Origin of the sequence: Brevundimonas sp. A19_0 (assembly GCF_017744255.1) — a bacterium.
Taxonomy (GTDB): Bacteria; Pseudomonadota; Alphaproteobacteria; order Caulobacterales; family Caulobacteraceae; genus Brevundimonas.
This window is the reverse complement of the sequence record NZ_JAGHQP010000002.1, coordinates 1-18,565: the sequence shown is the minus strand read 5'-3', so window position 1 is coordinate 18,565 and position 18,565 is coordinate 1. Positions and strand designations below refer to the sequence as shown.

16 protein-coding genes are annotated in these 18,565 nt (G+C 68.0%); 13 read left to right on the top strand and 3 right to left on the bottom strand.

Features of this window, described 5'->3' with window-relative positions; translation table 11 throughout:
• The first annotated feature begins 29 nt into the window (after positions 1-29).
• Positions 30-1,007, top strand: a complete 978-nt coding sequence (locus tag J7346_RS02280) for a pentapeptide repeat-containing protein (RefSeq protein WP_348521436.1) — start codon at positions 30-32, stop codon at positions 1,005-1,007.
• A 9-nt stretch (positions 1,008-1,016) separates the two neighbouring features.
• Here the strand turns inward: J7346_RS02280 and aspS are convergent, their stop codons facing one another.
• Positions 1,017-2,858 carry an aspartate--tRNA ligase gene (gene aspS, locus J7346_RS02275; protein ID WP_209117383.1) on the bottom strand — a complete coding sequence of 614 codons (1,842 nt, stop codon included), beginning with the start codon at positions 2,856-2,858 and terminating at the stop codon, positions 1,017-1,019.
• A gap of 151 nt (positions 2,859-3,009) precedes the next feature.
• Between aspS and J7346_RS02270 the strand changes: the two genes are divergently transcribed.
• The 7 genes from J7346_RS02270 (at position 3,010) to J7346_RS02240 (ending at position 11,712) form a co-directional block, all read left to right on the top strand.
• Positions 3,010-3,402 carry a hypothetical protein gene (locus J7346_RS02270; RefSeq protein WP_209117381.1) on the top strand — a complete coding sequence of 131 codons (393 nt, stop codon included), beginning with the start codon at positions 3,010-3,012 and terminating at the stop codon, positions 3,400-3,402.
• A 69-nt stretch (positions 3,403-3,471) separates the two neighbouring features.
• Positions 3,472-5,523, top strand: coding sequence for a TonB-dependent receptor (locus J7346_RS02265; RefSeq protein ID WP_209117379.1), 2,052 nt, complete (start codon positions 3,472-3,474; stop codon positions 5,521-5,523).
• Positions 5,523-6,770, top strand: coding sequence for a PepSY domain-containing protein (locus tag J7346_RS02260; protein ID WP_209117377.1), 1,248 nt, complete (start codon positions 5,523-5,525; stop codon positions 6,768-6,770). Before J7346_RS02265 ends, J7346_RS02260 begins: the two co-directional genes overlap by 1 nt.
• 93 nt (positions 6,771-6,863) lie before the next feature.
• Entirely contained in the window at positions 6,864-7,544 is a 681-nt protein-coding gene (locus J7346_RS02255; protein WP_209117375.1) for a chromosomal replication initiator DnaA, read from the top strand.
• A 44-nt stretch (positions 7,545-7,588) separates the two neighbouring features.
• Entirely contained in the window at positions 7,589-9,823 is a 2,235-nt protein-coding gene (locus J7346_RS02250; protein ID WP_209117374.1) for an RNA degradosome polyphosphate kinase, read from the top strand.
• Positions 9,804-11,315: a Ppx/GppA phosphatase family protein gene (locus J7346_RS02245; protein WP_209117372.1), complete on the top strand. Its 1,512-nt coding sequence runs from the start codon at positions 9,804-9,806 to the stop codon at positions 11,313-11,315. The genes J7346_RS02250 and J7346_RS02245 overlap by 20 nt, the downstream gene beginning before the upstream one ends.
• A 37-nt stretch (positions 11,316-11,352) precedes the next feature.
• Positions 11,353-11,712 carry a VOC family protein gene (locus J7346_RS02240; protein WP_209117370.1) on the top strand — a complete coding sequence of 120 codons (360 nt, stop codon included), beginning with the start codon at positions 11,353-11,355 and terminating at the stop codon, positions 11,710-11,712.
• On the opposite strand, the gene rnd is transcribed toward J7346_RS02240, so the two are convergent.
• Entirely contained in the window at positions 11,709-12,860 is a 1,152-nt protein-coding gene (rnd, locus tag J7346_RS02235) for a ribonuclease D (protein WP_209117368.1), read from the bottom strand. The two genes, J7346_RS02240 and rnd, sit on opposite strands and share 4 nt — an antisense overlap.
• Positions 12,861-12,940: 80 nt before the next feature.
• Here rnd and purM point away from each other — a divergent pair, with 80 nt between their 5' ends.
• The 4 genes from purM to J7346_RS02215 all read left to right on the top strand — a co-directional run bounded on the left by purM (position 12,941) and on the right by J7346_RS02215 (position 16,300).
• Positions 12,941-13,981, top strand: coding sequence for a phosphoribosylformylglycinamidine cyclo-ligase (gene purM, locus J7346_RS02230; protein WP_209117366.1), 1,041 nt, complete (start codon positions 12,941-12,943; stop codon positions 13,979-13,981).
• A gap of 58 nt (positions 13,982-14,039) precedes the next feature.
• Positions 14,040-15,425 (top strand): M28 family peptidase, encoded by a 1,386-nt coding sequence (locus J7346_RS02225; protein WP_209117364.1) that lies wholly within the window; start codon positions 14,040-14,042, stop codon positions 15,423-15,425.
• Positions 15,422-15,997, top strand: coding sequence for a phosphoribosylglycinamide formyltransferase (purN, locus tag J7346_RS02220; RefSeq protein ID WP_209117363.1), 576 nt, complete (start codon positions 15,422-15,424; stop codon positions 15,995-15,997). The genes J7346_RS02225 and purN overlap by 4 nt, the downstream gene beginning before the upstream one ends.
• A 75-nt stretch (positions 15,998-16,072) precedes the next feature.
• Positions 16,073-16,300 carry a hypothetical protein gene (locus J7346_RS02215; protein WP_209117361.1) on the top strand — a complete coding sequence of 76 codons (228 nt, stop codon included), beginning with the start codon at positions 16,073-16,075 and terminating at the stop codon, positions 16,298-16,300.
• 69 nt (positions 16,301-16,369) lie between these two features.
• Here J7346_RS02215 and ndk read toward each other — a convergent pair whose 3' ends face one another.
• Positions 16,370-16,789 carry a nucleoside-diphosphate kinase gene (gene ndk / locus J7346_RS02210; protein WP_209117359.1) on the bottom strand — a complete coding sequence of 140 codons (420 nt, stop codon included), beginning with the start codon at positions 16,787-16,789 and terminating at the stop codon, positions 16,370-16,372.
• Positions 16,790-16,926: 137 nt separating this feature from the next.
• Here ndk and J7346_RS02205 point away from each other — a divergent pair.
• Positions 16,927-18,565: ABC-F family ATP-binding cassette domain-containing protein (locus tag J7346_RS02205; protein WP_245157586.1), on the top strand; the 1,639-nt coding region annotated here is incomplete at its 3' end.

Here is an 18,565-nt window from a genome sequence, read left to right as displayed (position 1 = left end):
TTTGCGGACAATGACGGCATGGAGACGGTGTGAACACTCTCGTCCTTCCCCTTGCGAAGCCTGAACGCCGCGGTCGCGCCGCCCTGGCCGGTCTGGCGCTGCTGACCGCCTTTGCCGCAACGGGTGCGCAGGCCGGGGTCTGGCGCGGGGACGGCGACCGTCAGGACGCCCGCTCGGTGCAGGTCCAGGTCGTGCCCGCCCTGCAGGACGGCCAGATCTGGGATCAGATGTTCGTTCAGGATCCGGACGTGGCCCGCGTGGTCTCGCTGGGCGGGACCTGTCGCCGGTGCGAACTGTCCGGTCGCGACCTGTCCGGGGCGACGTTCACGGCCGCCACCTTCACCGATGCGACCCTGGTCGACGCCAATCTGCGCGGGTCCGAACTGGTCGGATCGAACTTCTCGGGCGCGGACTTCACACGGGCAGACCTGCGGGGCGCGACCCTTGTCGCCGCCAACTTTACCGGGGCCGACTTCACCGACGCCCGCATGGACGGCATCGAGGGCCTCGGGTCGGTGTTCGTGCGCGCCGACATGTCCTCGGCCAATCTTCAGGGCGCGGCCCTGGGCGGCGCCAATATGAACGGGGCCATTCTGGCGCGCGCCGATCTGCAGGGGGCCGAGCTGTTCGGCGTGACCCTGGCCAATGTGAACGCGCGCGGCGCCGATTTCCGCAATGCGGAGATCACGGCCTCGAACCTGTCCAACGGCAATTTTGCCGGCGCCAACTTCCGGGGAGCGGAGCTGGACGGCGCGCGCCTGACCGGTGGATCCTTCTCTCGCGCCGACTTCACGGGCGCCTCGCTGGACCGTACCGACATACGCGGCACGGATCTCAGCCTGTCGCGCGGCCTGACCCAGTCGCAGATCAGCGAGGCGTGCGCTGACTCGGGCACCCGACTGCCCTCGGGCCTGACGGGCCGCAGCTGCCGGAACCTGTCGCGGGTTCAGCCCCCGGCCGCGCCCCGGCCTCCGACCCCTCCCCGCGTCGTGGTCGCGGGCCGCTAGGCCCGGACCTCAGACCTTGATCGGCAGGGCCGTGCGGATGTGCACATCCTTCAGCTGACGCTCGTCGGCCGCCGTCGGCGCATTCATCAGCAGATCCTCGCCCTGCTGGTTCAGCGGGAAGGCAATGACCTCGCGGATGGCCGTCTGGCCGGCCAGCAGCATGACGATCCGGTCGATGCCGGGGGCCAGACCGCCGTGCGGCGGGGCGCCATAGCGGAAGGCGTTCAGCATGCCGCCAAACTGGTCCGCGACCACGGAGGCGTCATAGCCGGCGATCTCGAAGGCCTTCAGCATGATCTCGGCCTTGTGGTTCCGGATCGCGCCCGAGCAGAGCTCATAGCCGTTGCAGACGATGTCGTACTGATAGGCGCGGATGGTCAGCGGATCCTGGGTCTCGAGTGCCTCCAGCCCGCCCTGCGGCATCGAGAAGGGGTTGTGGCTGAAGTCGACCTTCTTCTCTTCCTCGGACCATTCGAACATCGGGAAGTCGACGATCCAGCAGAATTTGAACTGCTCCTCGTCGATCAGCTTCAGCTCGGTGCCCACGCGGGTGCGCGCCAATCCGGCGAATTTGGCGAAGGTGGCCGGCAGGCCTGCAGCAAAGAAGGCGGCGTCGCCCTTGCCGAGGCCGAGCGACGTCATCAGGGCCTCGGTCGGCTCCTGCCCCAGGTTCTTGGCGATCGGTCCGCCCCAGGCCTGCTGGTCATCGGACCAGAAGATGTAGCCGAGGCCCGGCTGGCCCTCGCCCTGGGCCCAGCTGTTCATGCGGTCACAGAAGGCGCGCGAGCCGCCGGTCGGGGCCGGGATGGCCCACACCGCGTTCCTGGCGTCGGCCGCGAGGATCTTGTTGAACAGGCCAAAGCCGCCGTCGCGGAAGTGGTCCGAGACGTCCTGCATCTTGATGGGGTTGCGCAGGTCGGGCTTGTCCGTGCCGTACCAGGCCATCGACTGGGCGAAGGTCAGGCGCTCAAAGCCCTTGTGCTCCAGCGTCTGACCGAAATCGTTGGTGAAGGTGTGGGGCTGGTCGATCGGCGAGACCGGCTTGCCGTCGGCGAACTCCTCGAACACGCCGTGCATGACGGGTTCAATGGCGGCGAACACGTCTTCCTGGGTGACGAAGCTCATCTCGACGTCGAGCTGGTAGAACTCCAGCGACCGGTCGGCGCGCAGGTCCTCGTCGCGGAAGCAGGGGGCGATCTGGAAATAGCGGTCGAAGCCCGAGACCATCAGCAACTGTTTGAACTGCTGCGGCGCCTGGGGCAGCGCATAGAATTTGCCGGGGTGCAGGCGCGACGGCACGAGGAAGTCACGCGCACCCTCGGGCGAAGAGGCCGTGAGGATCGGCGTCTGATACTCAAGGAAGCCCTGATCAACCATGCGGCGGCGGATCGAGCTGATCACCTTGGAGCGCAGGACAATGTTCTTGTGCAGGGTCTCGCGGCGCAGGTCGAGGTAGCGGTGCTTGAGCCGCAGCTCCTCGGGATATTCCGGCTCGCCAAAGACCGGCAGCGGCAGTTCGGCGGCTTCGGACAGCACCTCGACCGACTTGACCTGGATCTCGATCTGGCCGGTCGGCAGGGTGGCGTTGACCGTCTCGGGCGAGCGAGCGACGACCTCGCCGTCCACGCGAATGACGCTTTCGGCGCGCAGACGCTCGACGGCCTCGAAGCCCGGCGTTTCCGGATGCAGCACCAGCTGCGTCAGGCCGTAGTGGTCGCGCAGGTCGATGAACAGCAGGCCGCCGTGGTCGCGCTTGCGGTGCACCCAGCCCGACAGGCGGACGGTCTTGCCAGCATCGTCACCCCGAAGGGCGCCGCAGGTGTGGGTACGATAAAGATGCGTCTCGGCCATGGGTCTGGATCGGTCACGAAAGGGGAGAATTCGGGAGGCCGGAAGGGCGCATTATCGCCGCTGAAAGTCAAGCACGCGGGTGATCAGGAAAGACACTCCCCGCGCGGGAAAGCGCTTTTCACAAGCGATACAATATAGCATTAGGCGACGCGTGACACGCGATCCCGCAGACGAGATCAGCCTGACCCGGGCGCTGGCCATTCTGGCCGCGACCTTTGCCATCGTGTTCGCCAGCCTGCTGCCCTCGGCGGTGGCGGCCTCGGCGGCCGGCGACACGCCGATCCAGCTCTGCTCCGGTCAGGTCATCCGCGTCACGCTAGACACCGACGGCCATCCCGTCCCGGTCGATCCGGACCAGCAGGCCAGCCTGACCTGCGCCATGGCCCTGCTGTCGGGCCTGCAGGCCGTCGACACCCCGCCGGTCGTGCTGCCGGTGCACCCCGAGGCCGCCGCCGCTCCGGCATTCGCGCCGGTCTCTGCCAGTGCGCGCCCGACCGCGCTCTATCCGCCCAAGCCTCCGGCCACGGCCCCACCTCACGCCTGAAGACGTCTCTGCCGACCGTGCACGCCCCTTCGGCTGCGCGCCTCCGTGACTCTTTCAGGATATCTTCCCGTGAAATCCCATCTGTTGGCCGCCACTTCTGCGGTGGCCCTGGCCTGTGCGGCCACCCCTGCCCTCGCCCAGGACGCGACCGAGACGACGGTCGACTCGATCATCGTCACCGGCACCCACAATCCGGACGACCCGCCCGTGGTCGCCGAAGCCCGGACGCGCCTGTCGCGCACGCCGGGCGCCGTGTCGGTCGTAGCCGCCGAAACCTATGAGGACCGCTTCGCCCAGGGCTTCTACGACACCCTGCGCAACGTCCCCGGCGTGCTGGCGCAGAAGCGCTATGGCGAGGAGGCCCGGCTGTCGATCCGGGGCTCTGGCATCGCCCAGGGCTTCCACCAGCGCGGCGTTCTGTTCGCCCAGGACGGCGTGCCGTTTGCCGATGCCGACGGCTTTTCCGACTTTCAGGCCATCGACCCGATGAGCGCCCGCTACATCGAGGTCTACAAGGGCGCCAACACCCTGCGCTTCGGCGGGGCCCAGCTGGGCGGGGCGGTCAATCTGGTTTCGATCAACGGCCGGACCGCACCCTATGAGACGATGCTGCGCGTCGAGGGCGGCTCGTTCGACAGCTATCGCGGCCAACTGGCCCTGGCGCGCCAGTGGGGCGACTGGGATCTGTACGCCTCGGTCGCCGGCATGGAATCCGACGGCTATCGTGATCATGCCGACCAGTCGCAGGGCCGTCTCAGCTTGAACCTCGGCCGGTCGTTCGGTGAGGACCGCGAGGTGCGGCTGGTCTTCCAGGCCGCCGACATACAGCAGGACCTGCCCGGCGCCCTGACCCTGACCCAGGCGCTGGAGACCCCGGAAATGGCCAGTGCCGGCTCGGTGGCCGGGGATCAGGCCCGCGACCTGACGGTCAGGCGCCTGACCGTGCAGACCCGCTGGCGTCTCGGCGCATCGACCGTCTTCGAAGGCGCCGTCTGGGGCTGGCAGAAGGATCTGTGGCACCCGATCTTTCAGGTGCTCGACACCGACTCGCAGACGGCGGGCCTGTTCGGGCGGTTCGACTGGACCGGTCAGGTCGGCGGCCTGAAGGCCGATCTGTTCTATGGCCTCAGCTATCGCGACGGCGAGGTGGACGGCCAGCGCTATCTCAACACTGCCGGGATGGCCGGGGCCCTGACCGCTGACAATCTGCAAAAGGCCACGGGGCTGGACGTGTTCGCCGAAGGGCGGCTGTTCGTCACCGACCGGCTGGCTCTGGTGGCGGGCGGGTCCTATGGCCGGGCGACGCGCGACTATGTGGATCGCCGGAATGCCGCCAACAACGACGGTGTCACCTGGGACTGGGTCTCGCCGAGGCTGGGCCTGTTGTGGGAGAGCGAGGACGGGGCGCAGGTCTATGCCAACCTGACCCGCTCGGTCGAACCGCCGACCTACGGCGCCCTGGTGCAGGCCCCGCTGATGGGCTTTACCCCGGTCGACGTCCAGGACGCCTGGACCGCAGAGATCGGCACGCGCGGCCGTCGCGGAGCGCTGGCCTGGGATGTCACCGTCTATCGCAGCCGGATCGACGGCGAGATCCTGAACTACATCACCGGACCCGACATTCCGGCGGCGACCTTCAACGGCGACCGGACCATCCATCAGGGCCTCGAGGCCGGGCTGGAATGGACGCTGCCGGTCACGCCGGCGGACGGCCGGCTGGTGCTGCGCCAAACCTATAATTACAACGACTTTTACTTCGAACGCGATCTCCTGTGGGAAGGCAACCGGCTGCCGGTCGTGCCCGAGCATCAATACCGGGCCGAGCTGAGCTGGCGGCATCCGTCGGGCCTGTTCGTCACGCCCACGGTCGAGTGGCGGATCGACGACGTCTGGGTCGACTATGCCAATACGCTGAAGGCGCCGGGCTTTACCGTCTGGGGTCTGAACGGCGGCTGGGACCTGGCCAACGGCACCACCCTGTTTATCGACGCCCGCAATCTGACGGACGAGCGCTATATCAGCGAGATCAGCGCGGTCACCGACGCGCGGACGGCCTCGACCGCCGTCTTCATGCCGGGCGAAGGGCGCTCGGTGTTCGTGGGAGTGAGGTTGAGCCTGTAATGTCGAAGGTCACACAGCCCTTGCAGGACGGCCCTGCCCTGTCCAACAGCTGGCGCCGCGTCTGGCGCTGGCATTTCTTCGCCGGCCTGATCGTCATGCCGGTGCTGATGCTGATGGCCCTGACCGGCGGCCTCTATCTCTACAAGACGGAGATTGAGGGGCTGGCTTGGCGATCAATGGCTGTGGTCGAGGCGCGGGATACCCGCGCCTCGGCTGACCTCTGGCAGCAGGGGGCCGAGCAGGCGGCGGACGGCACGGCGCTGGCCGTCGTCGTGCCCGACCGCCCCGACCGCGCCGTGCAGGTGCGGGTCCGCGGCGACCGCGGCGAGCGCACCGTCTTCGTCGATCCCTATGACGGTCGGGTCACCGGCATGGTCGGCGGTCAGGGGATCATGGAACTGGTCAAGAAGCTGCACAGCCTCGAACTGCTCGGAAAGCCGTTCAACATTCTGGTCGAGGTGGTGGCCGGCTGGGCGATCATTCTGGTGGCGACCGGCCTGTTCCTGTGGTGGCCACGCAAGGGCCGCAACGTCGCCGTCGCCCTGCCCCGTGCCGGCGATCCCGCCCGCCGCCCGTTCTGGCGCGACGCGCATGCGGTGACGGGCCTCTATGTCGGCGGCATCATCCTGTTCCTCGCCCTGACCGGCATGCCCTGGTCGGCGGTCTGGGGCGACCGGTTCATGAATGTGATGCGCGAGAGCGGTCTGGGCCGTCCTCCGGCACCGGCGGCGGCCAGTCCGTGGAGCCACGGCAAGGGCCACAATGCGCCCTCCGGCACCGGCTGGACCATGGAGCATGCCGTGCTTCATACCCCGACCGGGGGCCCCGGTATGCTGTCCCGCGTCATCGCCACGGCCGAGGCCGAGGACGCCCGCAGCCTGTACGTCGAGGGCACGACCGGCCAGGTGGTCGCAGACCTGCGCTGGGAGCAGTTCGGCGGCGGCGCCAAGGCCTTCGAATGGGGCATCGCCGTCCATCAGGGCATGCAGTACGGCGAGATCAACCGGTTGATCATGCTGCTCGGCTGTATCGGTATCTGGGTGCTGGGCATCAGCGGCGGACTGATGGTGTGGAAGCGGCGTCCGCGCGGACGTGGCATCACCCCGCCGCCTGCGCCACCGGACGCTCGGGGACGGGCCGCCGTTCTGGGCATCGTCCTGCCGCTGGCGGTGATCTTTCCGCTGACGGGCCTGTCGCTGGCGGTCGCCCTTGGCGCAGAGTGGCTGTGGGGGCGGATGCGACGCTGAGACACGCCATTCATCCACAGACGCGACAGCTTGTCCCGGATGGTCACAGCCATGCTTAACCGATCGCCGCAGGGTTCTGATATGTCAGGGGCCATGACGTCCCCGACGGACAGCACCGGCCAGATGCGACTGCCCCTCAGGCGAGGCCTGAGCGGGCAGGAAGAGGCGTTTGTCGTCTCGGCCAGCAATGCGGCGGCCCACCAGGCGCTTCTGACCTGGCCCACCCCGCTGGGCGGCACGGCGGCCCTGTGCGGCCCGGCGGGGTCGGGGAAGAGCCATCTGGCACGGGTCTGGGCGGAGCGGGTCGGGGCCCTGCCCTTCGACGGCATGGAGATCGCCCTGGCCGACCCGCTGGAGCTGGAAGGCCGTCCGCTGCTGCTCGACTCTGCGGCCACAGTGGATGACGAGACGTTGTTTCACCTGATGAATCTGGCCCAGGCCCCGGGCGGCGCCCTGCTGCTGGTGTCGCGCGACCTGCCGGGACAATGGCCGGTCGGCCTGCCGGACCTCCGGTCGCGCCTGAACGGCCTGCTGGTCCTGCAGCTGGAGGCGCCGGATGATGCGGTGCTGGCCGCCATGTTCCGCGCCCGCTTCGCCGAACGCAGCCTGCAGCCCGCCGAGGATGTGATCGCCTATCTGATCCGCCGGGTGGACCGGTCTGCCGACAGCGTCGAGCGCGTGGTGGAACTTCTGGACGGGGCCCACGCTCCGGTCACGCGGGTTCTGGCGCGCCGGGTGCTGGACGAAAGTGGCGACCTGTTCGCCCCGGAGTGAGATCGAAGGTTGCGACTGTCATTGCCCCGGTCCAGAACCGCATCATGACGGATACGCCCTCACCCGACCTGTCCTCCATCACCGATCAGGCCGTGGGCGAAGGTGTGCCCACCTCGCGCGCGCCCCAGCTCAAGCTGTCCGAGACCCTGATCACCTCGCCCACCCGGTTCATCAACCGGGAACTGTCATGGCTGGCCTTCAACGGGCGGGTCATGGAGGAGGCGTCGAATCCCGCCCACCCGCTGCTGGAGCGGCTGCGGTTCCTGTCGATCTCGGCCAATAACCTGGACGAGTTCTTCATGACCCGGGTCGCGGGCCTCAAGGGTCAGGTTCGCGAGCGGGTGCGGGTGCTGTCGGCCGATGGCCTGACCCCCAGCGAGGCGCTGGAGCGGATCAATGAGGCCGCCGGCGAGCTGATGGCGCAGCAGCAGAAGCGCTGGCGCAAGCTCAAGATCGAGCTGGCCCATGCGGGCATCGAGGTGATCGACGCCGGCAAGGCGACCAAGACCGAGCGCGAGCGGCTGGAGCCCGAATTCCTCGACCAGCTATTCGCCATCCTGACGCCGATGGCGATTGACCCGGCCCACCCCTTCCCCTTCCTGCCCAACCTCGGCTTCTCGCTGGCGCTGAAGCTGCGGCGGCGTCGCGACAACCGGATCCTGTACGCCCTCGTACCCGTGCCGACCCAGGTGAAGCGGTTCTGGCCGCTGCCTACCGACGGCCGTTCGGCCAAGGGTCGCACCCGCTATGTGACGCTGGAAAGCCTGCTGATGCTTTTCATCGACCACCTGTTCCCCGGCTGTGACGTGCTGGAGCGCGGGACCTTCCGCCTGATCCGCGATTCGGACATCGAGATCGAGGAAGAGGCCGAAGACCTGGTCATGGAGTTCGAGGAGGCGCTGAAGCAGCGCCGGATGGGCTCGGTCGTGCGCATCAAGATCGAGGCCTCCATGCCCGACGACTTGCGCGACTTCATCACCCACGAACTGCACGCCCTGCCACAGGATGTGGTGATGATCGACGGCATGCTGGGTCTGGCCCAGGTGTCGGAGCTGATCGGCGGCGGCCACCCCGACCTGAAATTCCCGGGCTATGAGCCCCGCTATCCCGAGCGGGTCCGCGACCATGGCGGCGATGTCTTTGCTGCCATCCGCGAGAAGGACATGCTGATCCACCACCCGTTCGAGAGCTTCGACGTGGTGGTGCAATTCCTGCGTCAGGCCGCGCGCGATCCGAATGTGATCGCCATCAAACAGACCCTCTATCGCACCTCGCGCGACAGCCCGGTGGTCGCCGCCCTGATCGAGGCCGCCGAGAACGGCAAGAACGTCACCGCCGTGGTCGAGATCAAGGCGCGCTTCGACGAGGAGGCCAACCTGCGCTGGGCGCGGGCCATGGAGCGGGCCGGCGTGCACGTCGTCTTTGGCTTCGTCGAGTACAAGACCCACTCCAAGCTGAGCGTGGTCGTGCGGCGCGAGGGCGATGGGCTGCGGTCGTACTGCCACGTCGGCACGGGCAACTATCACCCGGTGACGGCGCGCATCTATACCGACCTGTCGCTGTTCTCGTGCCAGCCGACGCTGACGCGCGATGCCAACCGGGTGTTCAACTACATCACCGGCTATGCCCAGCCCGACGATCTGGAACAGATGGTCGTCTCGCCGCTCAACATGAAATCGACCCTGATCGAGCTGATCGAGAAGGAGATGGCCGCCGCCGCGCGGGGCAAGCCGGCCGCCATCTGGGCCAAGATGAACTCGCTGGTCGATCCCGACATCATCGATGCCCTGTACCGCGCCAGCCAGTCGGGCGTGCGCATCGATCTGGTCATCCGGGGCATCTGCTGCCTGCGCCCGGGGGTGAAGGGTCTGTCCCAGAACATCCGGGTCAAGTCGATCGTCGGTCGCTTCCTCGAGCACAGCCGCATTGTGGCCTTTGCCAACGGGCGGGACCTGCCCAACGACCGGGCGAAACTGTTCATCTCGTCCGCGGACTGGATGAACCGCAATCTGGAGCGCCGGGTCGAGGTGATGGCGCCGGTCCTGAATGCGACCGTCCACGATCAGGTGCTGGATCAGATCATGGTCGCCAATCTGAAGGACGACGCCCAGAGCTGGGAGCTGGACTCCGAGGGCAATTACCACCGGCTGAAGCCCGCCGATCCCGAACGGCCGTTCTCGGCGCACCGCTATTTCATGACCAATCCCAGCCTGTCCGGACGCGGCAGCAAGGTGAAGACGCTTCCGGCCACGCTGCGCTATGACCGCCCTGACGCCTGACCCCCTCCACTCCCGCGCCACGACCTCGGCCGACGCCGCGGTGATCGACATCGGCTCCAACTCGGTGCGCATGGTGCTGTACCGGCTGGAGGGGCGCGCCGTCTGGACGGTGTTCAACGAAAAGGTGCTGGCCGGGCTGGGCCGCGACCTGCCGAACACGGGCCGCCTGTCCGAAGAGGGCGTGCTGATGGCGCTGCCGGCGCTGCGCCGGTTTGCCGCCGTCATTGAGGGCGTACGCCCCGAACATGTGTTCGTGGCCGCGACCGCCGCCGTCCGCGACGCCGAGGACGGGCTGGAGTTCTGCGAGCGGGTGGCCGCCGAGACCGGCATGCACATCCGCGTCCTGTCCGGCGAGGAAGAGGCCCGCGAGGCCGCGCGCGGCGTGCTGGCGGGTCACCCGGCCGCCGAGGGCGTGGCCGCCGACATGGGCGGGGCCAGCCTGGAGCTGATCCGGCTGACGGACGGCGAAGTCGGTCAGGGAATCACCCTGCCGCTTGGCCCCTTCGCCTTGGCCGATGGCGGCGATTTCGACGCCAGGAAGCTGCGAACCAAGATCGACAAGCGACTGAAGGGCAAGACGGCGGACTTCAAGGCCCCGATCCTCCACGCCGTCGGCGGGGCCTGGCGCAGCATCGCCCAGTTGCATATGGCGATGTCGGACTATCCGCTGCAGATCGTGCACCAGTACGCCATGACGGCCGACGATGCGCGCGAGGTGGCCCGCTTCGTCTCGCGCCAGTCACGCGCCTCGCTGGACCGGACACCGGGTGTGTCGCGGCGGCGCGCCGAGACCCTGCCCTATGCCGCCCTGGTGCTGGAGGCCCTGATCGAGCGGCTGGAGCTGAAGAGCATCGAGTTCTCGGCCTGGGGCCTGCGCGAAGGTCTGTTGCAGGACGCCCTCAGCGACGAGCATCGCGACAGCGACCCGCTGATCGCCGGCTGTGCGGCCTGGGGGGCACGACAGGGAATTTCGCCCCTGCTGCCCGGCGCCCTTCAGGCCTGGCTGGAGCCCGTCCTGCCCGCCCTGCCGGAGAGCTTCGGCACGGCGCGGGACCATGCGCTGACCACCGCGGCCTGTCATCTCTGCGATCTCGGAGCGCGCCTGCACCCGGACCACCGCGTCGAACTGGTCTTTGATCAGGTGTTACGCGCGCCGGTTCCCGGACAGACCCATGCGGAACGCGCCTTCCTCGCCTGCGCGCTGAACGCCCGCTACGGCGGGCCTTCGGCCACGCCCCAGCCCGAGGTCATCGACCGCCTGCTCGACGAAGGGGCGCGTCGGCACGCCAAAGCCCTGGGGCAGGCGATTCGCCTGGCCTGTGACCTGTCCGGGCGCGCGCCGCAGCTGCTGGCCGGCGCCCGCCTGTCGCTCAAGGACAAGACCCTGATCCTGACGGCGGCGGACGGCTATGCCGACATGCTGCTGGGCGAACAGACCCGGCGGCGACTGAAGAACCTGGCCGACACACTCGATCTTGAGTGCGGCGACTGACCGGCGCAGTCTGTCCCTAAAACTTCGGGAGGGTGACATGCCAGTGACGGGAATCGGCGGCTTCTTCTTTCGCTCAAGCGATCCGGACGGTCTGGCCGCCTGGTATCTGAAGCATCTGGGTGTGGGCGCCCCGCCCGGCGCCTTCGTCTGGGACCAGCAGGCGGGCCCGACCGTCTTCGCCCCGTTCAAGGACGACAGCGACTATTTCGCCGCCGACAGGCGCTGGATGCTGAACCTGCGCGTCGAGGGTCTGGACGACCTGCTGGCGTCGCTGGCCGCGGCCGGCATCCCGGTCGAGACTCGCGCCGACTGGGACGCGCCCGAGGTCGGGCGGTTCGCCCGCATCCACGACCCCGAGGGCAATCCGATCGAACTGTGGGAGCCCGCGGGGGCCTAGTCCTCGATCTCGACGACCTCGACGCGCGAGCCGTTCAGGACCAGAGCCAGCTCGCCGCGCTTCAGCTTCAGGGCGTCGTCACCAAACAGGTCCCGCCGCCAGCCGCGCAGGGCATCGACGTCGGCGTCGTCATCCAGCGCGATCTTCTCGAGATCGGCGACATTGGCGATCATCTTGGGGGCGACGCCGGCATTGTCGCTCTTGGCCTTCAGCAGCACCTTCAACAATTCCACCACCGAGGGGGCCGCCGCCGGCCGGTGGCCCGGACGCTCCAGCTTCGGCGCATGGGCCTCGGGGTCGGCCAGCACCCGCCGCAACTCCTCGATCAGGCTCTCGCCGAGGCGCGAGGCCCCGAATCCCTTCGAGACCGAGCGCAGCCGGTTGAAGGCGTCGGGATCGGTCGGGGCCTGGGTGGCGATCTCGTCGATGGCCTCGTCCTTGATGATGCGCCCGCGCGGCTGGTCGCGTTCCTGGGCCGTGCGCTCGCGCCAGACGGCCGTGGCCACGAAGGCGGCCAGATATTTGGCCGAATATTTCTTGGGCTTCAGGCGCTTCCAGGCGTTTTCGGGTGTGGTGTCGTAGAGCGCCGGGTCGGTCAGGCTGCCCATTTCCTCGAGCACCCAGTCCAGCCGTCCGGCCCTCTTCAGCTGCTCGCGCAGTTTCGGATACAGGGCCGCCAGATGGGTCACATCGCCGAGCGCATAGGTCAGCTGGGCGTCCGACAGCGGGCGCCGCGCCCAGTCGGTGAACCGGCTGCCCTTGTCCAGATCGCGCTTCAGCATCTGGCGCACCAGCGCCTCATACGACACCTGATCGCCAAAGCCGGCCGCCATGCCCGCCACCTGGGTGTCGAACATCGGCAGGGGCATTGCCCCCAGCCGCACGAAGATCTCCGTGTCCTGCCGCGCGGCGTGGAACACCTTGATGATGTCCGGATCGCGCAGCAGTTCGAGGAACGGCTCGAGGTCCAGTCCGTCCGCCAGCGGGTCGATGATGCCCGAGACCTCCGACGACGCCGCCTGGATCAGGCACAGCTTGGGCCAATAGGTCGTCTCGCGCATGAATTCCGTGTCCACGGCGATGAACGGCGCGCGGGCCAGTTCGGCACAGAATTCGACAAGGGCTGGATTGGTGGTGATCGGTGTCATTTGGATGCTATAGCCCCGGCGTGCGCCCCCATGGCAAGAGGGACGCCGGATTTCCGTCCACTGATTCAGGTTCGTGTTCGATGAGCGACAGTTCCCCTCCCCCGCCCAACGGCCTGACCTACGCCCAGGCGGGGGTGGATATCGACGCCGGCGAGCGGCTGGTCGATGCGATCAAGCCGCTGGCCAAATCGACCGCGCGCAAGGGGTCCGAGCCCTCGCTGGGCGGATTCGGTGCCCTGTTCGATCTCAAGGCGGCCGGGTTCGAGGACCCGCTGATCGTCGCCACGACCGACGGGGTCGGCACCAAGCTGAAGATCGCCATCGAAACCGGGCGCCACGACGGCGTTGGCATCGATCTGGTGGCCATGTGCGTCAACGACCTGCTGGCCCAGGGCGCCGAGCCCCTGCTGTTCCTCGACTATTATGCCACCGGCAAGCTGGACGTGGAGGCCGCCCGCCGCGTGGTGGCCGGGATCGCCGAGGGCTGTCGTCAAGCCGGCTGTGCCCTCGTGGGCGGCGAGACGGCCGAGATGCCGGGCCTCTATGAAGGCAGCGACTATGATCTGGCGGGCTTTTCGCTGGGCGCGGTCGAGCGCGGCCACACCCTGCCCCGCCACGACCTGCAGAACACCGGCGACGTCATCATCGGCCTTGCCTCCAGCGGCCCGCACTCGAACGGCTATTCCCTGATCCGCAAGGTGATCGAGACGCGCGGCCTGAACTGGGCCGACGACGCCCCCTTCGCCCACGAGCGCACCCTGGCCCAGGCGCTGATGGAGCCGACCCGCATCTATGTGAAGTCGGTCCTGCCGCTGATGAAACAGGGCTGGGTCAAGGGCGCCGCCCACATCACCGGGGGCGGCCTGATCGAGAATCCGCCCCGCTGTATCGCCCCTGGCCTCGAGGCCGCGTTCGACTGGCAGGCCTGGCCGCGCCCGGCCGTATTCGACTGGCTGGCCGAGAACGGCGGCATTTCCGACCATGAGATGCGCCGCACCTTCAACTGTGGCGTGGGCTTCATCCTGATCGTCGGTCCCGAACACGTCGAGGATGCTCTGGAGGCCCTGCTGGAGGCCGGCGAGACCGCCTTTGTCTGCGGCCAGCTCCAGGCCAGCGCCTGAGCGGTTGACGCCCCGGGCGGCTTGCCCTCACGGTAGCCGCTCTGTTCAGGAGATCGCCATGCGTCTGCTCGCTTCCCTCTGCCTGACGGCAGGTCTTGCCCTCTCGGCGGGACTGGCCTCCCCGGCTGCGGCCCAGACCCCGGCCGCTGTAGATCATGCCGACCTCAGGGCCCTCGGCCTGCTGGTCCAGCCCGAGCGGATGCGGACCGACATCCAGAGCATGGTCGACTTCGGCACCCGCCACACCCTGTCGGAGACGCAGTCCGGGACGCGCGGCATCGGCGCGGCCCGTCGCTGGGCCGAACGCGAGTTCGAAAGCATCAGCCGCGACTGTGGCGGCTGCCTCGAGATCGTCACCCCGTCCGACACGGTCACGGGCCGGCGTGTGCCGACCCCGACCGAGGTCGTCGATGTCGTCGCCATCCAGCGTGGCACCGGTGATCCGAACCGCGTCATCATCATCTCGGGCCACCTCGATTCGCGCGTCAGCGACGTGATGGACTTCACCTCCGACGCCCCCGGGGCCAATGACGACGCCTCGGGCGTGGCCGCCGTGCTGGAGGCCGCCCGCATCCTGTCGGCCTATGAGTTCGACGCCACCCTCGTCTATGCCGTCCTGTCGGGCGAGGAGCAGGGCCTGCTGGGCGGCAAGATCCTGGCCGACTATGCGACCGAACAGGGCTGGTTCGTCCAGGCCAATCTGAACAACGACATCGTCGGCAATTCCGAGGGCCAGAGCGGCATCATCGACACCACCCGCGTGCGCGTCTTCTCGGAAGGCACCAAGACGGTCGAGACCGAGGCCCAGGCCAACAGCCGTCGCTACAACGGCGGCGAGGTCGATTCCTCCTCGCGCAATCTGGCCCGCTTCATCGACGGCATCGCCGACCGCTATCTGACCAATTTCGACGTCGAGATGATCTATCGCACCGACCGCTTCGGGCGCGGCGGCGACCAGGTCGAGATGCTGCGCGCGGGCTTCCCCGCCGTGCGGATTTCCGAGGGCGCCGAGAATTACGACCGCCAGCATCAGGACCTGCGCGTCGAGGACGGTGTCCACTATGGCGACACCATCGACGGCGTGGACTTCGACTATCTGGCCCAGGTCACCCGCCTGAACGTCATCAGCATGGCGGCGCTGGCCCGTGCTCCCGCCCCGCCGACCGGGGTGACCATCGCCGGGGCGGTCCAGCCAGACACCACCCTGACCTGGCAGGCCGTGCCCGGCGCCGCCGGCTACCGCGTGTGGTGGCGCTCGACCACCGCCCCGCAGTGGACCTCGAGCCGCTGGATCGCGGGCGGCGACGCGACCCGCGCCGTGCTGGAAGGCATTGTCATCGACGACTACTTCTTCGGCGTCTCGGCGGTCTCGGCAGACGGCTATGAGAGCCCGGTCACCTTCCCCGGTCCGCCCGGCGACTATCGCGTGGCACCCGCCGAGTGAGCAGACCACCTGTCCGTGTCGCCGTGCTGATCTCCGGCACGGGCAGCAATATGCGCGCCCTCGTCGAGGGTGGCGGCGACGCCTATGCGGTCGCGCTCGTGCTGTCGAACAGGGCGGAGGCTCCGGGTCTGGCGTGGGCCTCCGAGCGCGGCATCCCGACCATTGCCATTCCCCACGCCCCCTATGGCAAGGATCGACAGGCGCACGAGGCGGCCATCGATGAGGCCCTGCGTGACCATGACATCCAGGTCGTCGCCCTCGCCGGCTATATGCGCGTCCTGACCCCCTGGCTGGTCGGGCGCTGGTCCGGCCGGATGCTGAACATCCACCCCAGCCTGCTGCCGAAATACCCCGGCCTCGACACCCACCGCCGCGCCCTCGAGGCCGGCGACGCCGAGGCCGGCTGCACCGTCCACCTCGTCAGCGAAGGCGTGGACGAAGGCCCGATCCTCAACCAGGCGCGTGTGCCGGTCATGGCAGACGACACACCGGAGACCCTCGCCGCCCGCGTGCTCGAGGCCGAGCACAGGCTGTATCCGCAGGCGCTGGCGGCGTTCTGCGCGGGCCTGTGAGATCGTGAGTCTTGTCGCACCCAAGCTCGGCATTCCCTCTTGCAGAGCGTTCAACCTGCGACGCAACGTGCTGGCATGACCGATGCCGAAGAACGCCTGCTGTACGCGCTGGCCTTGATGGGGCAGCAATATCTTCAGACACCCACGGGCGATCTGGATCACGTCTATATGGGCGCCGGGGAAGAGGCGATCGCGTTACTTGCCGAATACGGATTGGTGGAGCCGTCGGTCCGGGGCGGCGAATGGACGGCGGCAGGCCAAGCATTACTGACGAGCCGAAGGCCCCCCCGTCACGACGGCTAGCCTGGGTATGCTCGCACGAAAAAGGCCCCGGTGTTTCCACCGGGGCCTCATTCATCAAACCATTCAGCCTTAGCCGACGATCTGGTCTTCGGTGAAGAACTGCTCGATCTCGATCTTGGCGTTCTCCAGCGAGTCCGAGCCGTGGACCGAGTTTTCACCGATCGACAGGGCGAACTGCTTGCGGATGGTGCCCTCGGCGGCCTGTTCCGGGTTGGTGGCGCCCATGACTTCGCGATAGCGGGCCACGGCGTTCTCGCCTTCCAGGACCTGGACGACGACCGGCTCGGCGGTCATCTGGCCGACCAGCTCACCGTAGAAGGGGCGCTCGGCGTGGACTTCGTAGAATTTCTTCGCTTGCGCTTCGGTCAGCTTGACGCGGCGCTGGCCGACGATGCGCAGGCCGGCGCCCTCGATCACGGCGTTGATGGCGCCCGTCAGGTTGCGGCGCGTCGCGTCGGGCTTGATGATCGAGAAGGTGCGTTCGGTCATGGGGTCAGTCTTCGTTTGGGGGTTTCGGGTCGCGGGCTTATAGCGGGGCGCCCGCGCCTTTCCAACCACCCCCGTGATGCCGGTCGCCGTCAGGCGCATCCGGTGCCCGTCTGCCTTTTGCGATATTCCTCCTCCCCATGCTTCAAATCACCAATCTGACCTTCAACGCCTGGGGCCGCCGGTTCCTCGACGATGCCTCCGTCTCCCTGCCGCCCGGGTCCAAGGTCGGCCTCGTGGGCCGCAACGGCATTGGCAAGTCGACCCTGTTCAAGATCATCCTCGGCGAGCTGGCCGGCAACGGTGACGAGGTCTCCCTCCCGAAGACCGCCCGCATCGGCTCGGTCGATCAGGAGCACCCCGCCACGCCCGTGAGCGTGCTGGACACCATTCTGGAGGCCGACGAGGAGCGTCACGCCCTGATGACCCGGCTGGAGACGGCCGAGCCCGAGGAGATGGGCGAGATCTGGGCCCGGCTGATCGAGATCGACGCCGACAGCGCCCCGGCGCGCGCCTCGGAAATTCTGGTCGGCCTGGGCTTCAGTCAGGAAGACCTGCACCGGCCGATGTCGCACTTCTCAGGCGGCTGGCGGATGCGGGTGGCACTGGCCGCCGCCCTGTTCGCCGAGCCCGACATGCTGCTGCTGGACGAGCCGACCAACTACCTCGACCTCGAAGGCGCGCTGTGGCTGGAAGCCCGGCTGAAGAAGTATCCGGCCACGGCCCTGATCATCAGCCACGACCGCGAGATGCTGAACGCGGTCTGCACCCACATCCTGCATCTGTCGAACCACAAGCTGGACCTCTACACCGGCAACTACGACACCTTCGAAAAGACCCGGTCCGAGAAGCTGCGCCTGATGGCCGCCACCCGGGCCAAGCAGGACGCCGAGCGCGCCCACCTGCAGTCCTTCGTCGACCGGTTCAAGGCCAAGGCCTCAAAGGCCGCTCAGGCCCAGTCGCGGGTCAAGAAGCTGGAGAAGATGCAGCGCATCGAGCTGCCACCCGAGGACCGGGTCGCGCCCTTCGTCCTGCCGTCCCCGCCGCGCCCCCTGCCCCCGCCGCTCATCCGTCTGGAAAAGGCCTCGGTCGGCTATGAGCCGGGCAAGCCGATCCTGCGGAACCTCAACCTGCGAATGGATCTGGACGACCGCATCGGCCTGCTGGGCGTCAACGGGGCGGGCAAGTCGACCTTTGCCAAGCTGATCGCCAAGGCCCTGGCCATCCAGGCTGGCGAGTTCCACCGCGACGGCAAGATGCGGGTGGGCTGGTTCCACCAGCACCAGATCGAGGCCATGGATCCGACCGACACCCCGCTGGAGATCATCCGCCGGGCCATGCCGGACGCCTCCGAATCCAGCCGCCGCTCGCGTCTGGCCCAGTTCGGCCTGCCGTTCGAGAAGCAGGAGACCCGCGTCGACGCCCTGTCGGGCGGCGAGCGCGCGCGGCTGCTGCTGAACATGGTGGCCATGGACGCGCCCCACATCCTGATCCTCGACGAACCGACCAACCACCTCGACATCGACAGCCGGCGGGCCCTGCTGGATGCGCTCAACGAATATACGGGCGCCGTCATCCTGATCACCCACGACCGCTCGCTGATGGAGCTGGTGGCCGACCGGCTGTGGCTGGCTGCCGACGGCACGGTGAAGCCCTTCGAGGGCGACATGGACGCCTATGCCGCCTTCGTGCTGGAGCGGGCCAAGCAGGGCTCAAAGCCTGCCCAGCCCAAGGCCGAGCCGGAACCGGCGCCCGTATATTCGTTGAGCGCATCCAGCA